Raw genomic sequence first — 16682 nt, forward strand, 5'->3', positions numbered from 1 at the left:
TCAGGCCTCGCCCAGCAAGTTGAGCGCCAGGCCTCGCACGTCGACCGACGCCGGCGGGGACTGGCCATAAAAGGCTTCGAAGGACGGGACGGCCTGGCGCAGCAGCATTTCCAGACCATCCACCGTGCGCCGGCCCAGGGCTTCGGCGCGCTTCAGAAATTCGGTGCGCAGCGGCTTGTAGACCATGTCCATCACCACCGCGTCAGCGGAGGTCAGCGCCAGCGGCGCCACGGGACCCTCGCCACCGCCCAGGCCCAGCGAAGTGGCGTTGATGATCAGGCCCGCGTCGGCCAGCAGGTCGGGGAGGGCGGCTTCATCGGCGGCGACCACCCTGGCGCCGAACGCCATAGCCAGCGCTTCGGCCCGGGCCAGGGTGCGGTTGACGATCCGCACCTGCGGCGCGCCGGCCAGCAGCAGTGCCGCGACCGCGCCCCGCGCCGCGCCGCCGGCGCCCAGGATCACGACCGGCGCTGTTGTGACATCAAAGCCCGGCGCCTGGGCGGCGATGGCGCCCAGCAGGCCGGGGCCGTCGGTATTGTCGGCCCGGATCGTTCCGTCAGCCTCGAAGATCAGCAGGTTGGCGGCGCCGGCCATGCGGGCCAGGTCGCTGGCGGTGTCCGCCGCCGCCAGGGCGCGTTCCTTGAAGGGAATGGTGACATTCAGGCCGCGAATGGCTCCGCCGCGCAGGCCGTCAACGAAGGCTTCAAAGCGTTCCTCGATCGGGGCGAACGGCACATAAGTCGCGTCGAGGCCGGCCGCCGCGATCCAGGCATTATGGATCAGAGGGCTCATCGAGTGCTTGATCGGCGCGCCGCAGACGCCGGCGACGACCGCCGCGCCGGTGAGGGTCGAACTCATGCCTCAAGGGCTCCATGCAGACGCAGGAAGTCCAGCAGCCCCACCAGCGGCAGGCCCAGGATGGTGAAATAGTCGCCGTCGATGGCGTCGAACAGCTGGACGCCTTCGCTTTCCAGCTCATAGCAGCCGACGCAGTGCAGGATGTGCTCGCCGCGGCGCTCCAGATAGCCTTCGAGCCAGGCGTCGCTGAACGGGCGAACGGAAAGCTTGGCGCTCTGGACGACGCGCCAGATCGGCTTGCCGTCGCGGGCCACAACCACGGCCGAGTGCAGCTTGTGGGTCTGGCCGCGCAGGTCCAGCAGCAGGGCGCGGGCCTGGTCCAGAGTCTCGACCTTGTCGATCAGCCGGCCGGCGAAATCCAGGGTCTGGTCGGCGCCGATCACCAGACCCGGCCGCTTGCTCGAAATCTTGACCGCCTTGAGCTCGGCCAGGGCGTCTGCCACGTCGCGCGGGCTGGCGCCCTCGGCCAGCAACCCGGCCTTGGTGGCGTCTTCATCCACGCTGGCGACGACCGCCTCGAAATCAATCCCGGCGTTGCGCAGGATCGCCTGGCGAGCCGAACTCTTCGAGGCCAGGGTGACCGGGGTGGCGCTCATCCCAGAACCTCGACCTGGCCGCGACCGCCCGACAGCAGGTTGATGATCGCCGCAGCGGTCTCTTCCACCGAGCGGCGGGTGACGTCGATGATCGGCCAGCCCATCTTCTCGAACAGGCGGCGGGCGGCGATGATCTCGCTGCGCACCGCGTCGGTGTCGATATAGTCGCTCTCGCGGTTTTCCTTCAGCGACAGCAGCCGGTTGCGGCGGATCTGGATCAGCCGATCGGGCGAGGTCATCAGGCCGACGATCAGGGTGTTTTTCAGCTCGAACAGCTCGGTGGGCGGCGGACGGCCCGGAACCAGAGGCACATTGGCGGCGCGAACCCCGCGATGGGCCAGATAGATGCAGGTCGGGGTCTTGGACGTGCGCGACACGCCCACCAGGATCACATCGGCCTGGGTCAGGTCCTGACCGCCCTGACCGTCATCGTGGGCGATGGCATAGTCCAGCGCCTCGATACGGTCGAAATAGTCGTTGTTGAGCGCGTGCTGCGCGCCCACCCGCGTGGAGATCCGCGCGCCCAGATAGCGCGACATGGCGCTGACCACCGGATCCAGGGCGGCGATGCAGGGCATTTCCAGCCGCCGGCAACCTTCCTCCAGCGCCGAGCGCAGGTTCGGATCGATGATGGTGTGCATCACCACCCCCGGCGCTCCGGCGATCTCTTCCAGCGCCCGGTCCAGCTGACGGGTGGAGCGGACCAGGGCGTAGATATGTTCGATCGGCAGGATGTCGGTGAACCGCGCGCAGACGGCCCGGGCCATCGCGTTGAGGGTTTCACCGGTCGAATCCGACACCAGGTGGATATGGAAATAGGTCGCGAAGCGCGGCGCCGGGCGATCTTCGCCAAGCCCTCCGGCCGAACCTTCCTGTGGATCATCCGTTAACGGTTGCTTAACCACTTGGCCTGCCTCTGGGGACGCGCGGGCGCCAAAACCGTCCCGGAGCGTCATGTCATGGCGTCGCTGTGATCAACGGCCGCATTGACCGCGTAACATCCCCAAGCCGACGCCGCATCCCTGGATATTGCATCATCGCAATCCCACGGCCGGGGACGATTGGTTAACGAGACCTTAAGCACCGCAAGGCGCATTAAGAGTTCATTAAGGAACCTAAGGCCCTAGCCATCCATCCCCATGATTAACAGAGCGCCGTCCCCATGTGGGGGATCATGGGCATAAGCGGGGATGGCATGTGCGACAAGACCATGACAGAGCGGTTTTCCCCAGTTCCCACTTGCCCTGCCTCTCCTGCTTCCAAACTTAAGATCTTATTAAGAAATGGAAGATTGGCCTTCGGACTTGAGCCCAAGGGCCGGACGGGATTTAAGGCCTGCATGAACGCTGCGAACCTGATCACCCCGACCCCGAAGCTGCTCTCCGTCCTCGCCGGACAGACTGCCGAACGCCCGCCCGTATGGTTCATGCGGCAGGCGGGTCGCTATCTTCCAGAGTACCGGGCCGTTCGGGCCACGACGCCGGACTTCATCAGCTTCTGCTTCGATCCTGAAAAGGCCGCCGAGGTGACGCTGCAGCCGATGCGGCGGTTCCCCTATGACGCGGCCATCGTGTTCGCCGACATCCTGCTGATCCCCGGCGCCCTGGGCCAGAAGGTCTGGTTCGAGGCCGGCGAGGGTCCGCGTCTTGGCGAAATGCCCTCCATCGAGTCGATGGCCGAGCTGGCCGCTGATGCAGGCGCCAAACTATCCAACATCGGCGAGACCCTGCGCCGCGTCCGGGCCGCCCTGGATCCGGAAAAGGCGCTGATCGGTTTCGCCGGCGCGCCCTGGACGGTGGCGACCTACATGATCGAAGGCGGCTCCAGCGACCGGACCGGCGCGCGGACCTATGCCTACCAGAACCCTGAAAAGCTGGACCAGCTGATCGCCGTGCTGGTCGAGGCGACGATCGACTATCTGGTCATGCAGGTGAACGCCGGGGCTCAGGCCCTGAAGCTGTTCGAAAGCTGGGCCGAGGGGCTGTCGGAACCCCAGTTTGAACGGCTGGTCATCAAGCCTCATGTCGCCATCGTGCAGGGTCTGCGCGATCGGGGTGTGACCGTTCCGGTGATCGGCTTCCCGCGCGGCGCCGGCGCCCTGGTGGAAAACTACGCGTCGGTCGTGCCGGTGCAGGGTGTGGCCCTGGACACCCAGGTCAGCGCCGCGATGGGTCAGCGCATCCAGAAGATCAAGCCGATCCAGGGCGCGCTGGATCCCCTGCTGCTGCGGGCCGGCGGCGACCAGTTGCTGCGGAGGGTGGACCAGATGATCGCGCAATGGGGGCAGGGGCCCTACATCTTCAATCTGGGCCACGGCATCCTGCCCGATACGCCCATCGCCCATGTCGAGCAGGTTCTGGCCCGGGTGACCGGCAAATGAGCCCGCGCAAGAAAGTTGCCGTCGTCCTGTTCAATCTGGGCGGACCCGATGGCCCTGACGCCGTGCGTCCGTTCCTGTTCAACCTGTTTCGCGACAAGGCCATCATCGGGGCGCCGGCCTTCATTCGCTATCCGCTGGCCGCCCTGATCTCGACGACCCGGGAAAAGAGCGCCAAGGCCAATTATGCGATGATGGGCGGGGGATCGCCCCTTTTGCCCGAGACGCAGAAGCAGGCGGTCGTGCTTGAAGCGTCCTTGGCGCAGGCCATGCCGGACGCTGAAACCAAGTGTTTCATCGCCATGCGCTACTGGAAGCCCTTCACTGCCGAGACCGCCAAGGCCGTGAAGGCCTGGGCGCCGGACGAAATCGTTCTGTTGCCGCTCTATCCGCACTTTTCCACCACCACGACCGGCTCGTCGGTCAAGGCGTGGAACAAGGCCTATCGCGGTCCGGGCAAGGTGCGGACGATCTGTTGCTATCCCACCGACGAGGCCCTCATCGAGGCCCACGCCCGGCTGATCCGCGAGGCCTATGACAAGGCGGGAAGCCCCAGGCCGATGCGCCTACTGTTTTCGGCCCATGGTCTGCCGGAAAAGATCATCAAGGACGGCGACCCGTACCAGACACAGATCGAGGCGACGGCCGCTGCGGTTGCCGCCAGGCTTGGCGAGGGCTGGGACTGGCGGGTCAGCTATCAGAGCCGGGTGGGTCCGCTCAAATGGATCGGCCCCTCGACGGATGACGAAATCCGCTCGGCAAGCCAGCAGGGTCTGGCCTTGATGGTGACGCCCATCGCTTTCGTCTCCGAGCACATCGAGACCCTGGTCGAGCTGGATCACGAATACCGCGAACTGGCCGTCGAGGCCGGCTGCCCGGCCTATATCCGGGTTGCAGCCCTGGGCGTCGACCCGGGTTTCATCTCTGGCCTGTCACGGGCGGTGGTTGAGGCCTTGCCGCGAGAGGGTGTGGCGCCGACCTGCGCCTGGCGCTGCGGCGGTGACCGCAGCCAATGCCCCCATACGCTGGGAGCGGCAGCGTGACGGATTTCCTGGTTCAGAACTTCAACGTCTTTCGCGGCCTGCACATCCTCGCCGTGATCGCGTTCATGGCGGGCATGCTCTACCTGCCGCGCCTCTACGTCTATCATACCAAGGCCACGCCCGGTTCCGAGATGGACGAGACGTTCAAGGTGATGGAGCGTCGGCTGCTGCGCGGGATCATCAATCCGGCGTCGATCCTGACGCTTGTGTTCGGTCTGGCCCTGATTATGGCCGACGGCCAGATTCGCGGCTGGGACTTCCTCCTGCAGCCCTGGATGCTGACCAAGCTTGTGGCCCTGGTGGGCCTTTATGGCTGGCACGGCTTCCTGTCGGCGTCGCGGCGGAAGTTCGAGCGGGGCGAGAACACCCGCTCGGAAAAGTTCTGGCGGATCACCAACGAGATACCGTTTGTGCTGGCGATCGTCATCGTCATCTCGGTGACGACCAAGTTCCTGGACCACTAGGCCGAACCTTAGCAGGGCGCGGCGCTTGACCGGCCCTCCCGCATGTGGTTCCCATCCCGTCAGGCCTGATGCGCTGCGTCAGGCCTGAAATCTCTCACGGACTGGCGCCCGTCCTGGCGCGCCCCTTGGAGCCTGGCTCCGAAGGTCCGTTCCCCAATCGATCCGCGTCGTCGTCATGGCGCGCTCGCCCGGTTTCCTGAACCTGGCGTGGAACTGAAATCCTTTCCGGCCGGATCGCCTCTCGCGGTCCGCGTCCCCGTTTGAGTCAAACCATGACCGAAGACACCGAGAACGACGTTTCCGCTGAGGAAGCCGTCATCGACACCACCACCCCGGCCGAAGTCCCCGGCGCCGAGTCCGAAGAGGATGGCGGCGACGAAGGCTCCGAGATCAGCGCCGCCGTCGCGGCCCTGGGGCTGAAGACCATGTCCCTGCAGGAGCTGAAGGAGAAATCCCCGGCCGACCTGCTGGCGTTCGCCGAGACCTTCGAGGTCGAGAACGCCAACTCCATGCGCAAGCAGGACATGATGTTCGCGATCCTCAAGACCCTCGCCGAAGAAGGCGTAGAGATCTCGGGTTCGGGCACCATGGAAGTTCTGCAGGACGGCTTCGGCTTCCTGCGCTCGCCGGAAGCCAACTACCTGCCGGGTCCGGATGACATCTATGTGTCGCCCTCGCAGATCCGCAAGTATGGCCTGCGCACCGGCGACACCGTCGACGGCGCCATCCGCTCACCGCGGGAGGGCGAGCGCTACTTCGCCCTGACCGGCGTGGCCAAGATCAATTTCGAGGCCCCCGACAACGTCAAGCACAAGATCCACTTCGACAATCTGACGCCGCTCTATCCCGAAGAGCGCCTGAACATGGAACTGCCCGATCCGACCGTGAAGGATCGCTCGGGTCGGATCATCGATATTGTGGCCCCGCTCGGCAAGGGCCAGCGCTGCCTGATCGTTGCTCCGCCGCGCGTCGGCAAGACGGTGATGCTGCAGAACATCGCCAAGTCGATCGAGACCAACCATCCGGAAATCTATCTGATCGTCCTGCTGATCGACGAGCGTCCGGAAGAAGTCACCGACATGCAGCGGACGGTCAAGGGCGAGGTCATCGCCTCGACCTTCGACGAGCCGGCGACCCGTCACGTGCAGGTGGCCGAGATGGTCATCGAGAAGGCCAAGCGCCTGGTCGAGCACAAGCGCGACGTCGTCATCCTGCTGGACTCCGTCACCCGTCTGGGCCGCGCCTACAACACCACGGTCCCGTCGTCGGGCAAGGTGCTGACCGGCGGCGTCGACGCCAACGCCCTGCAGCGTCCCAAGCGCTTCTTCGGCGCGGCGCGGAATGTGGAGGAGGGCGGTTCGCTGACCATCATCGCCACCGCCCTGATCGACACCGGCAGCCGCATGGACGAGGTGATCTTCGAAGAGTTCAAGGGCACCGGTAACTCGGAAATCATCCTGGACCGCAAGGTCGCCGACAAGCGCATCTTCCCGGCCATCGACGTGCTGAAGTCCGGCACCCGCAAGGAAGAGCTGATCACCCCGCGCGACCAGCTGCAGAAGACCTATGTGCTGCGCCGCATCCTCAACCCGATGGGCGCCTCGGACGCCATCGAGTTCCTGCTCGAAAAGATGCGCCAGTCCAAGACCAACGGCGACTTCTTCCAGTCGATGAATACCTGAGTCCAAACCGACTCAACGCCAGACGGAAAAGCCCCGGGGATGACCCGGGGCTTTTTTGTGGGTCTGACCGGGTATCGGCCCTACGGCAGCAGCAGGGTAGCGCCGGTCGTACGCCGCCCTTCCAGCGCCTCATGGGCCGCGCGGGCCTCTGATAGCGGGAAGGTTTGGCCGATATCGATCTTGACCGCCCCCGAGGCCAGGACCGCGAACAGCGCCTGGGCGCTTTCGTCCAGTTCGTCGGTGGTGACGATGTAGTCGAACAGGCGAGGGCGGGTGACGAACAGCGACTTGCCCGAAAGCTCCAGCGGCGAGAAGGGCGGAACGGCCCCGGAGGCGTTGCCGAAGGTGGCCAGAACGCCGCGTCGCGCCAGGCTTTTCAGGCTGGCCGCGAAGGTGTCCTTGCCGACGCCGTCATAGACCACGGCCACGCCCTTGCCGGCGGTAATCTCGGCGACGCGCGCGGCGACGTCCTCGTGGTCGTAGAGGATCACGTGGTCGGCGCCGAGGTCACGAGCGATGGCCGCCTTGGCCTCCGATCCCACCGTGGCGATCACCGTCGCGCCGAGGCTCTTGCACCATTGGACCAGGATTGACCCCACGCCGCCGGCGGCGGCATGGACCAGCACGACGTCGGCAGGTTTCACGTGGAAACATCGGCGGACCAGGAACTCGGCGGTCATGCCCTTGAGCAGGACAGCCGCGGCGACCTCTAGGCTAACGCTGTCGGGAACCTTAACCGCGCGATCGGCCACGACGACGGCCGCCTCAGCATAGGCTCCGAGCGAGCCGTTATAGGCGACGCGATCGCCGACGGCGAAACGTGTGACGCCGTCGCCCAGCGCCTCGACGACGCCTGCCGCCTCCAGCCCCAGTACGACCGGCATCTTCATCGGATAGAGGCCGGAGCGGTGGTAGGTGTCGATGAAGTTCAGGCCCACCGCGTGGTGACGGACCAGGATCTGGCCCGGCCCCGCTGCGGGGACGGGTAGGTCGACGGCCTCGAGCACTTCAGGTCCGCCGGTGCGGACAGCTTGGATTGCCAGCATCGGTTCAGGCCAGGTGGGTCTTGAAGAAGGTCAGGCTTCGGCCATTGGCCTTGGCCGCGTCTGCGGCGTCGTAGTGCGCGCCGCCCTCTCGCGCGAAGGCGTGGTCACGGCCGGCATAGGTGTGAATCTCGATCTGCGGGTGATCCTTTAGGGCGGCCAGAATGACCTGCTGCGCCTCGGGCGGCACGAACTGGTCCTGCTCGGCGATGTGCATCAGCAGAGGGCGCGCCAGCTTGTCGGCCTCGCCCACGTGCTTTTCCAGACCCACGCCGTAGTAGGAGACGCAGGCGTCGGCGTCCGTGCGGGTGGCGGTCAGGAAGGCCAGCAGACCGCCAAGGCAATAGCCGACGGCGCCGACCTTCCCCGATACGCCGGGCAGGGCGCGAACCGCGGCGATGGTAGCGGCGATGTCGGCGACGCCGGCGTCCACGTCGAACGCATTGAACAGTTCAAAGGCTCGCTTCCACTCGGCTTCCGACTGGTCGGTGATGTCGATGCCGGGCTCGATCCGCCAGAACAGGTCAGGACAGATGGCCACAAAGCCCTGGGCGGCGAGGCCGTCGCAGATGTCGCGCATGACCTTGTTGACGCCGAAGATTTCCTGGATGACCACCACGGCGGGCGCGCGCCCTGCCTGAGGCCGCGCCACATAGGCGGTAAAGGCGCCGTCAGGCGTGGTGATGGTGAGGGTCTCGCTCATCAGGGCTCTCCGTCGTATCGCGTCGATGTAACTTTCGACCAAAGCGCTCTAACGTGCCGCGTCGGGCCTGGCCCATAACAATATTGTGCCCTGACCTGAGGGAACCGCCATGAAGATGACCATCGAGATCGATTGCTCCCCCGTGGAAGCCCGCGCCTTTCTGGGCCTGCCTGACGTGACGCCGCTGAACGACCATCTGGTCAAGGAAATGCAGACGCGCATGGACGCCAATATGGCCATGTTGGCGCCCGAAGAGCTGATGAAGAACTGGATGGCCTTCGGGGCCGGCGCCCAGGATCAATTTCGCAAGCTGATGACGGCGGCAGCGGGCGCGGCGGTCGGCAAGCGCGACTGATGACGGATACGATCTTCGCCCTGGCCACAGCGGCCGGGCGCGCGGCTGTGGCCGTGGTGCGCGTGTCGGGTCCCGGCACGCGGGACAGTGTGACGGCGCTGGCGGGCAGGGTTCCGCCGCCGCGCCAAGCCGCGCTCCGCCGATTGAAGCATGATGGTGTGGAGCTCGACGAGGCTCTGGTGCTCTTCTTCCAAGGGCCGGCCAGCTACACCGGCGAAGACGCCGCGGAGTTCCACGTGCATGGCGGCCGGGCCGTGGTCGAGGCCGTGCTGGAAGCGCTGGGCGCTCTGGGTCTGCGACTGGCTGAGCCCGGCGAATTTACTCGCCGTGCTTTCGAGAACGGCAAGCTCGACCTGGCCCAGGCCGAGGGCGTCGCCGACTTGATCGACGCCGAGACCGAGGGTCAGCGGCGGCAAGCCCTGGGCCAGATCGGCGGAGCCTTGAGCCAGCGCTATGACCGCTGGCGCGATCTTCTGGTCCATGCCCTCGCCATGCTTGAGGCGGCTGTCGACTTCCCTGATGAGGACCTGCCGGAGGAGGTCGCGGCCCGCGCCCGGCCCGGACTGGAGACCTTAAAGGCCGAGATTGACGCGGCGCTGGCGGATGTTTCCCGTGGCCGCCGTGTGCGTGATGGCTATCGCATCGCCCTGGTGGGCGCGCCCAATGCCGGCAAAAGCACTCTGCTGAACGGCCTGGTCGAGCGCGACGCGGCGATCGTCACCGATACGCCCGGCACAACCCGGGACATCATTGAGGTCCCGTTGGTGCTGGGCGGCTTCCGCGTGCTGCTGGCCGATACGGCGGGCCTGCGCGAAACGGGCGACGTGATCGAGGCCGAAGGGGTTCGCCGTGCACGGGCCTGGGCGGCCGAAGCCGATCTGCGGATCTGGGTGGTTGACGGTTTTCACGTGAAACAGCCCGACGCGGACGGCAGCGATCTCCTGACTTCCGGCGACTGGGCGGTGATCAACAAGATCGACATCGCGGATGGGTCTGCCGTGGCGCGAGCCCGGTCTGGTCTTGCCGCCCGGGGCCTGGCAGTGGAGACGCTGAGCGCCCATTCGACGGAGGCGGTGGATCAACTCAGGGCGAGGCTGATGTCCCACGTGGTGCGCGCGCTCTCGGGATCTGAATTTCCAGCGGCTACGCGGCTGCGCCACGCTGAGCGTTTGCGCGAGGCGCGAGGCTATCTGGACCGGGCCTTGTCGGATGTGGGCCTGGAGGTGGAGCTTGCCGCCGAGGATGTTCGGCTTGCCGCGCGGGCCCTCGCCAAGATCACCGGCAGTATCGGCTCAGAGGATGTTCTGGACCGTGTGTTCTCAAGCTTCTGTATAGGCAAATAGAGTTCCACGTGAAACATGGACAGGTTATCCACAGGTTGACCACAGCTGCGCTGTGAGTGTTTCACGTGAAACCTCCGGGACTCACGTCGACCTTTTCGCCCGGAGAGGGTATATGTGACTCCAGCGCCCCCGCCAGACCCGGGGGCGTTCGCATTGAGGCGCGTACCTTTGTCCAACACCTGGGATGTTATTGTCATCGGCGGCGGCCACGCCGGTTGCGAAGCGGCCAGCGCCGCCGCGCGCACAGGGGCTCGCGCCCTGCTGCTGACCCACAAGCTTGAGACCATAGGCGAGATGTCCTGCAACCCGGCCATTGGTGGCCTGGGCAAGGGGCACCTGGTCCGCGAGATCGACGCCCTCGACGGCGTCATGGGCCGCATGGCCGACAAGGCCGGCATCCAGTTCCGGATGCTGAACCGCTCCAAGGGCCCCGCCGTGCGCGGCCCGCGCTCGCAGATCGATCGCCGGCTCTATCGCGAGGCCATGCAGGCCGAGCTTCATGCCACGTGTAACCTCGACATCATCGCCGCCGCCGCCGAGGACCTGATGGTCGAGGCCGGTAAGGTCGCTGGCGTGATCGACGGGGCAGGGGTCGCTTATCATGCGCCGCGCGTGGTGTTGACCACTGGCACCTTCCTCAAGGGCCTGATCCATCTGGGCGAGACCCGCACGCCGGCCGGCCGGGTCGGCGACGCGCCCTCGATCGGCCTGTCGGATCGTCTCTATGGCCTCGACTTCCACATGGGACGGCTGAAGACCGGTACGCCCGCCCGTCTGGACGGCGCCACTATTGCCTGGGATCGCCTGGAGATGCAGGCGGCCGACGAAGAGCCCGTGCCGTTCTCCTTCCTAACCGACAGGATCACGGTCCCGCAGATCCAGTGTGGCGTCACCTGGACGACCCCCGAGACCCACCAGATCATCGCCGACCGGCTGGGCGAATCCGCCGTCTATGGTGGCCGCGCCACGGGGATCGGCCCGCGCTATTGCCCGTCGATCGAGGACAAGGTTGTCCGCTTCGCTGACAAGACCAGCCACCAGATCTTCCTCGAGCCGGAAGGTCTGGACGACACGACGGTCTATCCGAACGGCATCTCGACCTCGGTTTCCGAAGCGACCCAGCTGATGTTCCTGCGCACGATCCCCGGCCTGGAGCAGGTTGAGGTCAAGCGCTACGGCTACGCCATCGAATATGACTACGTGGATCCGCGCGAGCTGTTCCCAACCCTCGAGACCAAGCGCCTGCCGGGTCTATATCTGGCCGGCCAGATCAACGGCACCACAGGGTATGAAGAGGCCGGGGCCCAGGGCCTGGTCGCCGGCCTCAATGCCGCTCTGGCCGCGCAGGGCCGCGAGTCCGCGGTGTTCGCGCGGGACGAGGCCTATATCGGCGTGATGATCGATGACCTCGTCACCCGTGGCGTCACCGAGCCCTATCGCATGTTCACCAGCCGGGCAGAGTTCCGCCTGACCCTGCGCGCCGACAATGCCGACCAGCGCCTGACCGACCGGGGCCTCGCCCTGGGCGTGGTCGGGCCGGTGCGCGCGGAGGCCTGGGCCGCCAAGAAGACCAAGCTCGAGACGGCCCGCGCCTTTGCCCGGTGTGTCTCTTTGACCCCGCCCGAAGCGCTGAAGGCCGGCTTCAAGGTCAAGGAAGACGGTGAGCGCCGCAACATCTTCGCCATGCTGGCCTATCCCGAGGTGACCCTGGATCGTCTGGCCGAGGTGTGGCCCGAGGTTTCCACGTGGAACATGGCGGTGCGCGAGCAGATCGAGATCGAGGCGGCCTATGCCGGCTATCTCGACCGCCAGCGCGCCGACGCCGAGTCCTTCCGCAAGGAAGAGGATCTGCGCCTGCCGGTCGACCTCGACTATCTGGCCGTTGGCAGTCTCTCCAATGAGGTCCGCGAGAAACTGGCCCGGGTGAAACCCCTGACCCTGGGCCAGGCCGCCCGTATCGAAGGTGTGACGCCCGGCGCGCTGACGGCGCTGCTGGCCCACGTGCGTCGCCATGCAGCCTGAGCCCGTTTTGACCCCCGACGCCGTGGCCGAACCCGTTCTGGACGCGGCCGGCTATCAGGCCCTGACCGGCGTCACCGACAGCCAGCTGGCGGATCTGGCCCGCTATCAGGATCTGCTGGTCGACTGGAACGCGGTGATGAACCTGGTGGGCCCAGCGACCATCGCCACCTACTGGACGCGCCACGTGCTCGACAGCTCCCAGCTGCTGGAGATGGCTCCGGGCGCAAAGATCTGGGCAGACCTCGGCGCTGGCGCCGGTCTGCCCGGTATCGTTCTGGCCATACTTCTGAAAGACACCCCGGGCGCCAAGGTCCACCTGGTCGAGAGCATGGCCAAGCGGTGCCGGTTCCTGACCGAAGTCGTTTCGGCCCTCGACCTGCCGGCCCAGGTGCACAACGCCCGGGCCGAAGAGCTCAATCTCAAGGTCGAGGTGGTCACCGCCCGCGCCTGCGCGCCCATGACCAAACTCCTGGGCTTTTCCTGGCCCTATCTGCACAGAGGCGCGCTTGGCCTGTTCCTGAAGGGACAGGATGTGGCAAGCGAGCTTGCCGAAGCCGAGAATGCTTGGACTTTCGAGGCCGAGCTGCGACCCAGCCAAAGCGACCCTCGCGGTCGCATCGTTCAAGTAAAGAGGCTTTCCCGTGTCCGCTAAGCCACTCCAGCCGCTCCGCGTCCTCGCCATCGCCAACCAGAAGGGCGGGGTGGGCAAGACGACGACGGCCATCAATCTGGGCACCGCCCTGGCGGCCTGTGGCGAACGCGTGCTGCTGATCGACGCCGATCCGCAGGGCAACTGCTCGACGGGCCTGGGCATCACCCGCCAGCAGCGCCGGACGACCCTGTATGACGTGCTGATGGGCGAATCGCCGGTGATTGACGCCGCCGTGGCCACCAGTCTCCCGGGCCTGGACGTCGTACCAGCCGACGCCGACCTGTCAGGGGTCGAACTGGAGCTGGGACAGGTGGCGCGCCGGTCCTACCGTCTGCGCGACGCCCTTGAGCCCCTGCGGGCCAATGGCCCCTATACCTATGTGCTGATCGACTGTCCGCCGTCGCTGAACGTGCTGACCGTCAACGCCATGACCGCCGCCGACGCCGTGTTCGTGCCGCTGCAGTGCGAGTTCTTCGCCCTGGAAGGCCTGACCCAGCTGATCCGCACCATCGAGCGGGTGCGCGGCAGCCTCAATCCAAACCTGGAGATCCAGGGCGTGGTCCTGACCATGTACGACAAGCGCAACAGCCTGTCTGAGCAGGTGGCCAGAGATGTCCGCGCCCACTTTGGCGACAAGGTCTATGACGCGGTCATCCCGCGCAATGTGCGGGTGTCGGAGGCGCCGTCGTTCGGCAAGCCCGTCCTGCTCTACGATCTGAAATGCGCGGGCAGCCAGGCCTATCTGAAGCTGGCCCGTGAAGTGATCAGCCGCGAACGCGCCCGTCTGTCCCACGCCGCCTAAACCGAAATATCAGTCGTCGATACGAGCTTGAAGATGGAGTCCGTTGTGGTGGGAGAGCCGGGTATGGCCGAAGGGCGTAGGGGTTTGGGTCGCGGTCTGTCCGCCCTGCTGGGTGAGGTCGACTCCGCGCCGGCCCAGGCGCCGGGCGAACGGCTGGGCGGGGCCAACGAGGCCCCCATCGAGCTGCTGCGCCGCAATCCCGATCAGCCGCGCCGCACTTTCCGTGAGGACGATCTGGTCGAGCTGTCCAATTCGATCCGCGAGAAGGGCATCCTGCAGCCGATCCTGGTCCGTCCGGCGCCGGGCGCCGCTGGGGAATATCAGATCGTCGCCGGCGAGCGCCGCTGGCGTGCGGCCCAGCGGGCCGGCCTGCGCAGCGTGCCGATCCTGGTTCGCGAGCTGGATGACCTTGCCGTCCTCGAGATCGGCATCATCGAGAACGTCCAGCGCTCGGACCTCAATATCCTGGAAGAAGCGCTGTCCTATCGCATGCTGATGGACAAGTTCGACCGCACCCAGGAAAACATCGCCCAGACCATCGGCAAGAGCCGCAGCCATGTCGCCAACACCATGCGACTGCTGGCCCTGCCCGACGAAGTGCAGGAACATCTGGTCAGCGGCGAGCTGTCAGCCGGTCACGCCCGCGCCATCGCCGCCGCCGAGGACCCCGCCGCCCTGGCGCGCGAGATCATCGGCAAGGGTCTGTCGGTACGCGACACCGAAGCCCTGGCCCGCAAAACGCCTGATGGCCGTTCGTCCAAGAACAAGGGCGGCCGCCCAGCCAGGGTCAAGGACACCGACACCCAGGCCCTGGAATCCGACCTGTCATCGGTGCTGGGTCTCAATGTCGTCATCGACCACCGCGACGGCGCCGGCCAACTGACCATCAGCTATACGACGCTCGAGCAGCTGGACGACCTCTGCAATCGGCTGACGCGCGGGGTCTAACCGACTGCACGCAATGCGATTTCGAAGGGTGTGGACTCACGCTTTTTGAACGGCCTCTGTCGCGCACAGAACGGCGCCTTTCCGTACTCAGGGAGGCGCCGTTTTCGTGAGAGGAAGGCGAATTTGGCGATAATCCGTGTAAGGCCCTGTTCTGGAAGGCTTTCCGGAAAGCCGTCCACAGGCGCGCAAATGGCCCTTTTTCGGGGTTTTGGCCTAAAGTCCCAGCCGTCGCGCGCGGCCGGCGATCATCAGGGCCAGGCGCTCGGAAATCAGCTGGTCAGGCGAGCCGGAGGTCTTGCAGGCCCGGTCGGCATTGAGGATTTCGCCCTGGATGTCGAGCAGCAGTTCCAGGGTCCAGGCGCGGGCCTGACGCAGAAACTCGCGTTCCTGTTTCCAGAACACGCCGGAGGCCTTGGCGGCGGCGGTCAGGTCGATACCGTTCTTGTGCAGGGTCAGGGTGCGACGCAGACGGCCCAGGTGATAGCCCATGGCTCGCACCGCCGCCGGTCCGCCTTCGCCTTCCGCCGCGGCGCGACGCAGGCCGGCCTGGGCCGCGCCGAGGCGGCCGCCGAAGGCGTCGATGGCGGCGTCGCCCAGCGAGGCCTCGGGCTCGACCCCCAGAAAGTCCGTCAGGTCCGCCGCCGTGGCGTTGACGCCGCTGCCAGGGCCCAGGAACAGGATCAGGCGCTCGATCTCCATCCGCGCCACGCCGCGTTCCTTGGGCAGTCGTGAAACAAACAGGTCGAGGGCTTCGCTGTTGAGGCTGACCTTGTCCTTGGCCAGGGTCTCCCGCGTCATGCGGGCCATATCGCCGGCTTCATCCTCGTAGCAGGGGATGACGGCGCAGCCGCTGGCCTTCTCGCCGACCTTGCGCAAGGTCGAGTCGCGGCCCAGGGCCCCGGCTTCGACGATGAACAGGGCTTCGGGATTGAGCTGGCCGTCGACATGGCGGGTCAGGGCTTCGGCCGTTGCCTTGTCGGGCCCGGCCTTTTCGCCGGTCAGGCGCAGGCGCACCAGGCGCCGGCCACCCATCATCGACAGGGCGGAAAGCTCTTCCTCCAGCTTGCCGGGATGGGACTCGACGTCGCTTTCGGTCAGCTGGGCGGTGTCGAAGGGATCATCGGGCCGCGCGAACAGGCGCTTGGCCAGCTGGTCGGCGCGATCGCGCACGACGCCGCGATCCTTGCCATAGATCACGACGGCGCGGATCTCCGGGGCCGGATCCTTCAGGAAGCGTTCGACGTCCGGCCGCTTGGACAGGATCATGGCGTCAGGCCTTCAGCAGCAGCGTCAGGTCTTGGCCTTGCGGCCGCCGGCCATCCAGGCGGCCAGATCCAGCTGGATGTTGCGGGCCACCTCGGCGGCGGCGCGTTCCTGGCCGTCGTTCTGGGCGGCGATGGCGGAATAGGGCTGGTCGGCCGAGTCGTAGGTCACGGCGGCCTCGCTGCGGCCCTTGCGGACCTCGGCGCCGGTCTTGCCGTCGAGCAGGCGCCAGTTGACCACCATCCGCAGCTCGTAGCGGTTGGCGACATTGTCGACCCGCACGCCGCGCGCATAGCGCTGCTCGTTGATCGCCAGGGTCAGGCGGTAGGCGGCAGGCGCGTCGACCGCGTGAACGAAGGCGTCATCCAGCTGCTCGCGCAGCAGGAAACCGGCCCGGCCATCGGGGGCGACCGTCTCGATCGAGGCCAAGCCCGGCGTGACGCCCGGCGTCGCGTACAGCGGCGTGAAGCCGCAGGCCGAGAGGCCGAGGGTGGAGACGGCGAGCGCGCCAACCAGGAAAATGCGTTTCAT

17 protein-coding genes are annotated in these 16682 nt (G+C 66.4%); 10 read left to right on the forward strand and 7 right to left on the reverse strand.

Annotated elements, in window-relative coordinates:
• Genes aroE through ACN2C8_RS18340 form a run of 3 tightly spaced genes read right to left on the reverse strand, consistent with a single transcriptional unit; the run spans position 1 to position 2359 of the window.
• Positions 1–858: a shikimate dehydrogenase gene (gene aroE, locus ACN2C8_RS18330; protein ID WP_419253475.1), complete on the reverse strand. Its 858-nt coding sequence runs from the start codon at positions 856–858 to the stop codon at positions 1–3.
• Positions 855–1454 (reverse strand): Maf family protein, encoded by a 600-nt coding sequence (locus ACN2C8_RS18335; protein ID WP_419253476.1) that lies wholly within the window; start codon positions 1452–1454, stop codon positions 855–857. Before ACN2C8_RS18335 ends, aroE begins: the two co-directional genes overlap by 4 nt.
• Positions 1451–2359, reverse strand: a complete 909-nt coding sequence (locus ACN2C8_RS18340; protein WP_419253478.1) for a pyruvate, water dikinase regulatory protein — start codon at positions 2357–2359, stop codon at positions 1451–1453. Before ACN2C8_RS18340 ends, ACN2C8_RS18335 begins: the two co-directional genes overlap by 4 nt.
• A 434-nt stretch (positions 2360–2793) precedes the next feature.
• Here ACN2C8_RS18340 and hemE point away from each other — a divergent pair, with 434 nt between their 5' ends.
• From hemE to rho, 4 genes are all read left to right on the forward strand, one after another.
• On the forward strand, positions 2794–3834 hold the full coding sequence (hemE, locus tag ACN2C8_RS18345) for a uroporphyrinogen decarboxylase (protein ID WP_419253479.1): 1041 nt from the start codon (positions 2794–2796) through the stop codon (positions 3832–3834).
• Positions 3831–4874 (forward strand): ferrochelatase, encoded by a 1044-nt coding sequence (hemH, locus tag ACN2C8_RS18350; protein WP_419253480.1) that lies wholly within the window; start codon positions 3831–3833, stop codon positions 4872–4874. Before hemE ends, hemH begins: the two co-directional genes overlap by 4 nt.
• A complete protein-coding gene (locus tag ACN2C8_RS18355; RefSeq protein ID WP_419253481.1) occupies positions 4844–5338 on the forward strand; it encodes a CopD family protein in 495 nt (164 codons plus the stop codon). The genes hemH and ACN2C8_RS18355 overlap by 31 nt, the downstream gene beginning before the upstream one ends.
• A 272-nt stretch (positions 5339–5610) precedes the next feature.
• Positions 5611–7020: a transcription termination factor Rho gene (gene rho, locus ACN2C8_RS18360; protein ID WP_419253482.1), complete on the forward strand. Its 1410-nt coding sequence runs from the start codon at positions 5611–5613 to the stop codon at positions 7018–7020.
• Positions 7021–7100: 80 nt separating this feature from the next.
• Here the strand turns inward: rho and ACN2C8_RS18365 are convergent, their stop codons facing one another.
• Both ACN2C8_RS18365 and ACN2C8_RS18370 read right to left on the reverse strand, forming a co-directional pair.
• On the reverse strand, positions 7101–8066 hold the full coding sequence (locus ACN2C8_RS18365; protein WP_419253484.1) for a quinone oxidoreductase family protein: 966 nt from the start codon (positions 8064–8066) through the stop codon (positions 7101–7103).
• Between the two features lie 4 nt (positions 8067–8070).
• Complete coding sequence (locus ACN2C8_RS18370; protein ID WP_419253485.1) at positions 8071–8766, reverse strand: dienelactone hydrolase family protein; 696 nt, start codon at positions 8764–8766, stop codon at positions 8071–8073.
• Between the two features lie 109 nt (positions 8767–8875).
• Between ACN2C8_RS18370 and ACN2C8_RS18375 the strand changes: the two genes are divergently transcribed.
• From ACN2C8_RS18375 to ACN2C8_RS18400, 6 genes are all read left to right on the forward strand, one after another.
• The gene (locus tag ACN2C8_RS18375; RefSeq protein ID WP_419253486.1) at positions 8876–9121 is read left to right on the forward strand and encodes a DUF6489 family protein; all 246 of its coding nucleotides are present in this window, start codon (positions 8876–8878) and stop codon (positions 9119–9121) included.
• Positions 9121–10464 (forward strand): tRNA uridine-5-carboxymethylaminomethyl(34) synthesis GTPase MnmE, encoded by a 1344-nt coding sequence (mnmE, locus tag ACN2C8_RS18380; protein ID WP_419253487.1) that lies wholly within the window; start codon positions 9121–9123, stop codon positions 10462–10464. The genes ACN2C8_RS18375 and mnmE overlap by 1 nt, the downstream gene beginning before the upstream one ends.
• 168 nt (positions 10465–10632) lie before the next feature.
• Positions 10633–12486 carry a tRNA uridine-5-carboxymethylaminomethyl(34) synthesis enzyme MnmG gene (gene mnmG / locus ACN2C8_RS18385; protein ID WP_419253488.1) on the forward strand — a complete coding sequence of 618 codons (1854 nt, stop codon included), beginning with the start codon at positions 10633–10635 and terminating at the stop codon, positions 12484–12486.
• A complete protein-coding gene (rsmG, locus tag ACN2C8_RS18390; protein ID WP_419253489.1) occupies positions 12476–13138 on the forward strand; it encodes a 16S rRNA (guanine(527)-N(7))-methyltransferase RsmG in 663 nt (220 codons plus the stop codon). The genes mnmG and rsmG overlap by 11 nt, the downstream gene beginning before the upstream one ends.
• Positions 13128–13940 carry a ParA family protein gene (locus tag ACN2C8_RS18395; protein WP_419253490.1) on the forward strand — a complete coding sequence of 271 codons (813 nt, stop codon included), beginning with the start codon at positions 13128–13130 and terminating at the stop codon, positions 13938–13940. The genes rsmG and ACN2C8_RS18395 overlap by 11 nt, the downstream gene beginning before the upstream one ends.
• 33 nt (positions 13941–13973) lie before the next feature.
• Positions 13974–14888, forward strand: a complete 915-nt coding sequence (locus ACN2C8_RS18400) for a ParB/RepB/Spo0J family partition protein (RefSeq protein ID WP_419255923.1) — start codon at positions 13974–13976, stop codon at positions 14886–14888.
• A gap of 213 nt (positions 14889–15101) precedes the next feature.
• Here the strand turns inward: ACN2C8_RS18400 and holA are convergent, their stop codons facing one another.
• Positions 15102–16154, reverse strand: a complete 1053-nt coding sequence (gene holA, locus ACN2C8_RS18405; protein ID WP_419253491.1) for a DNA polymerase III subunit delta — start codon at positions 16152–16154, stop codon at positions 15102–15104.
• A 24-nt stretch (positions 16155–16178) separates the two neighbouring features.
• A complete protein-coding gene (gene lptE / locus ACN2C8_RS18410; protein ID WP_419253493.1) occupies positions 16179–16682 on the reverse strand; it encodes an LPS assembly lipoprotein LptE in 504 nt (167 codons plus the stop codon).

This window comes from Caulobacter sp. ErkDOM-C (assembly GCF_048541825.1).
Classification (GTDB): Bacteria; Pseudomonadota; Alphaproteobacteria; order Caulobacterales; family Caulobacteraceae; genus Caulobacter.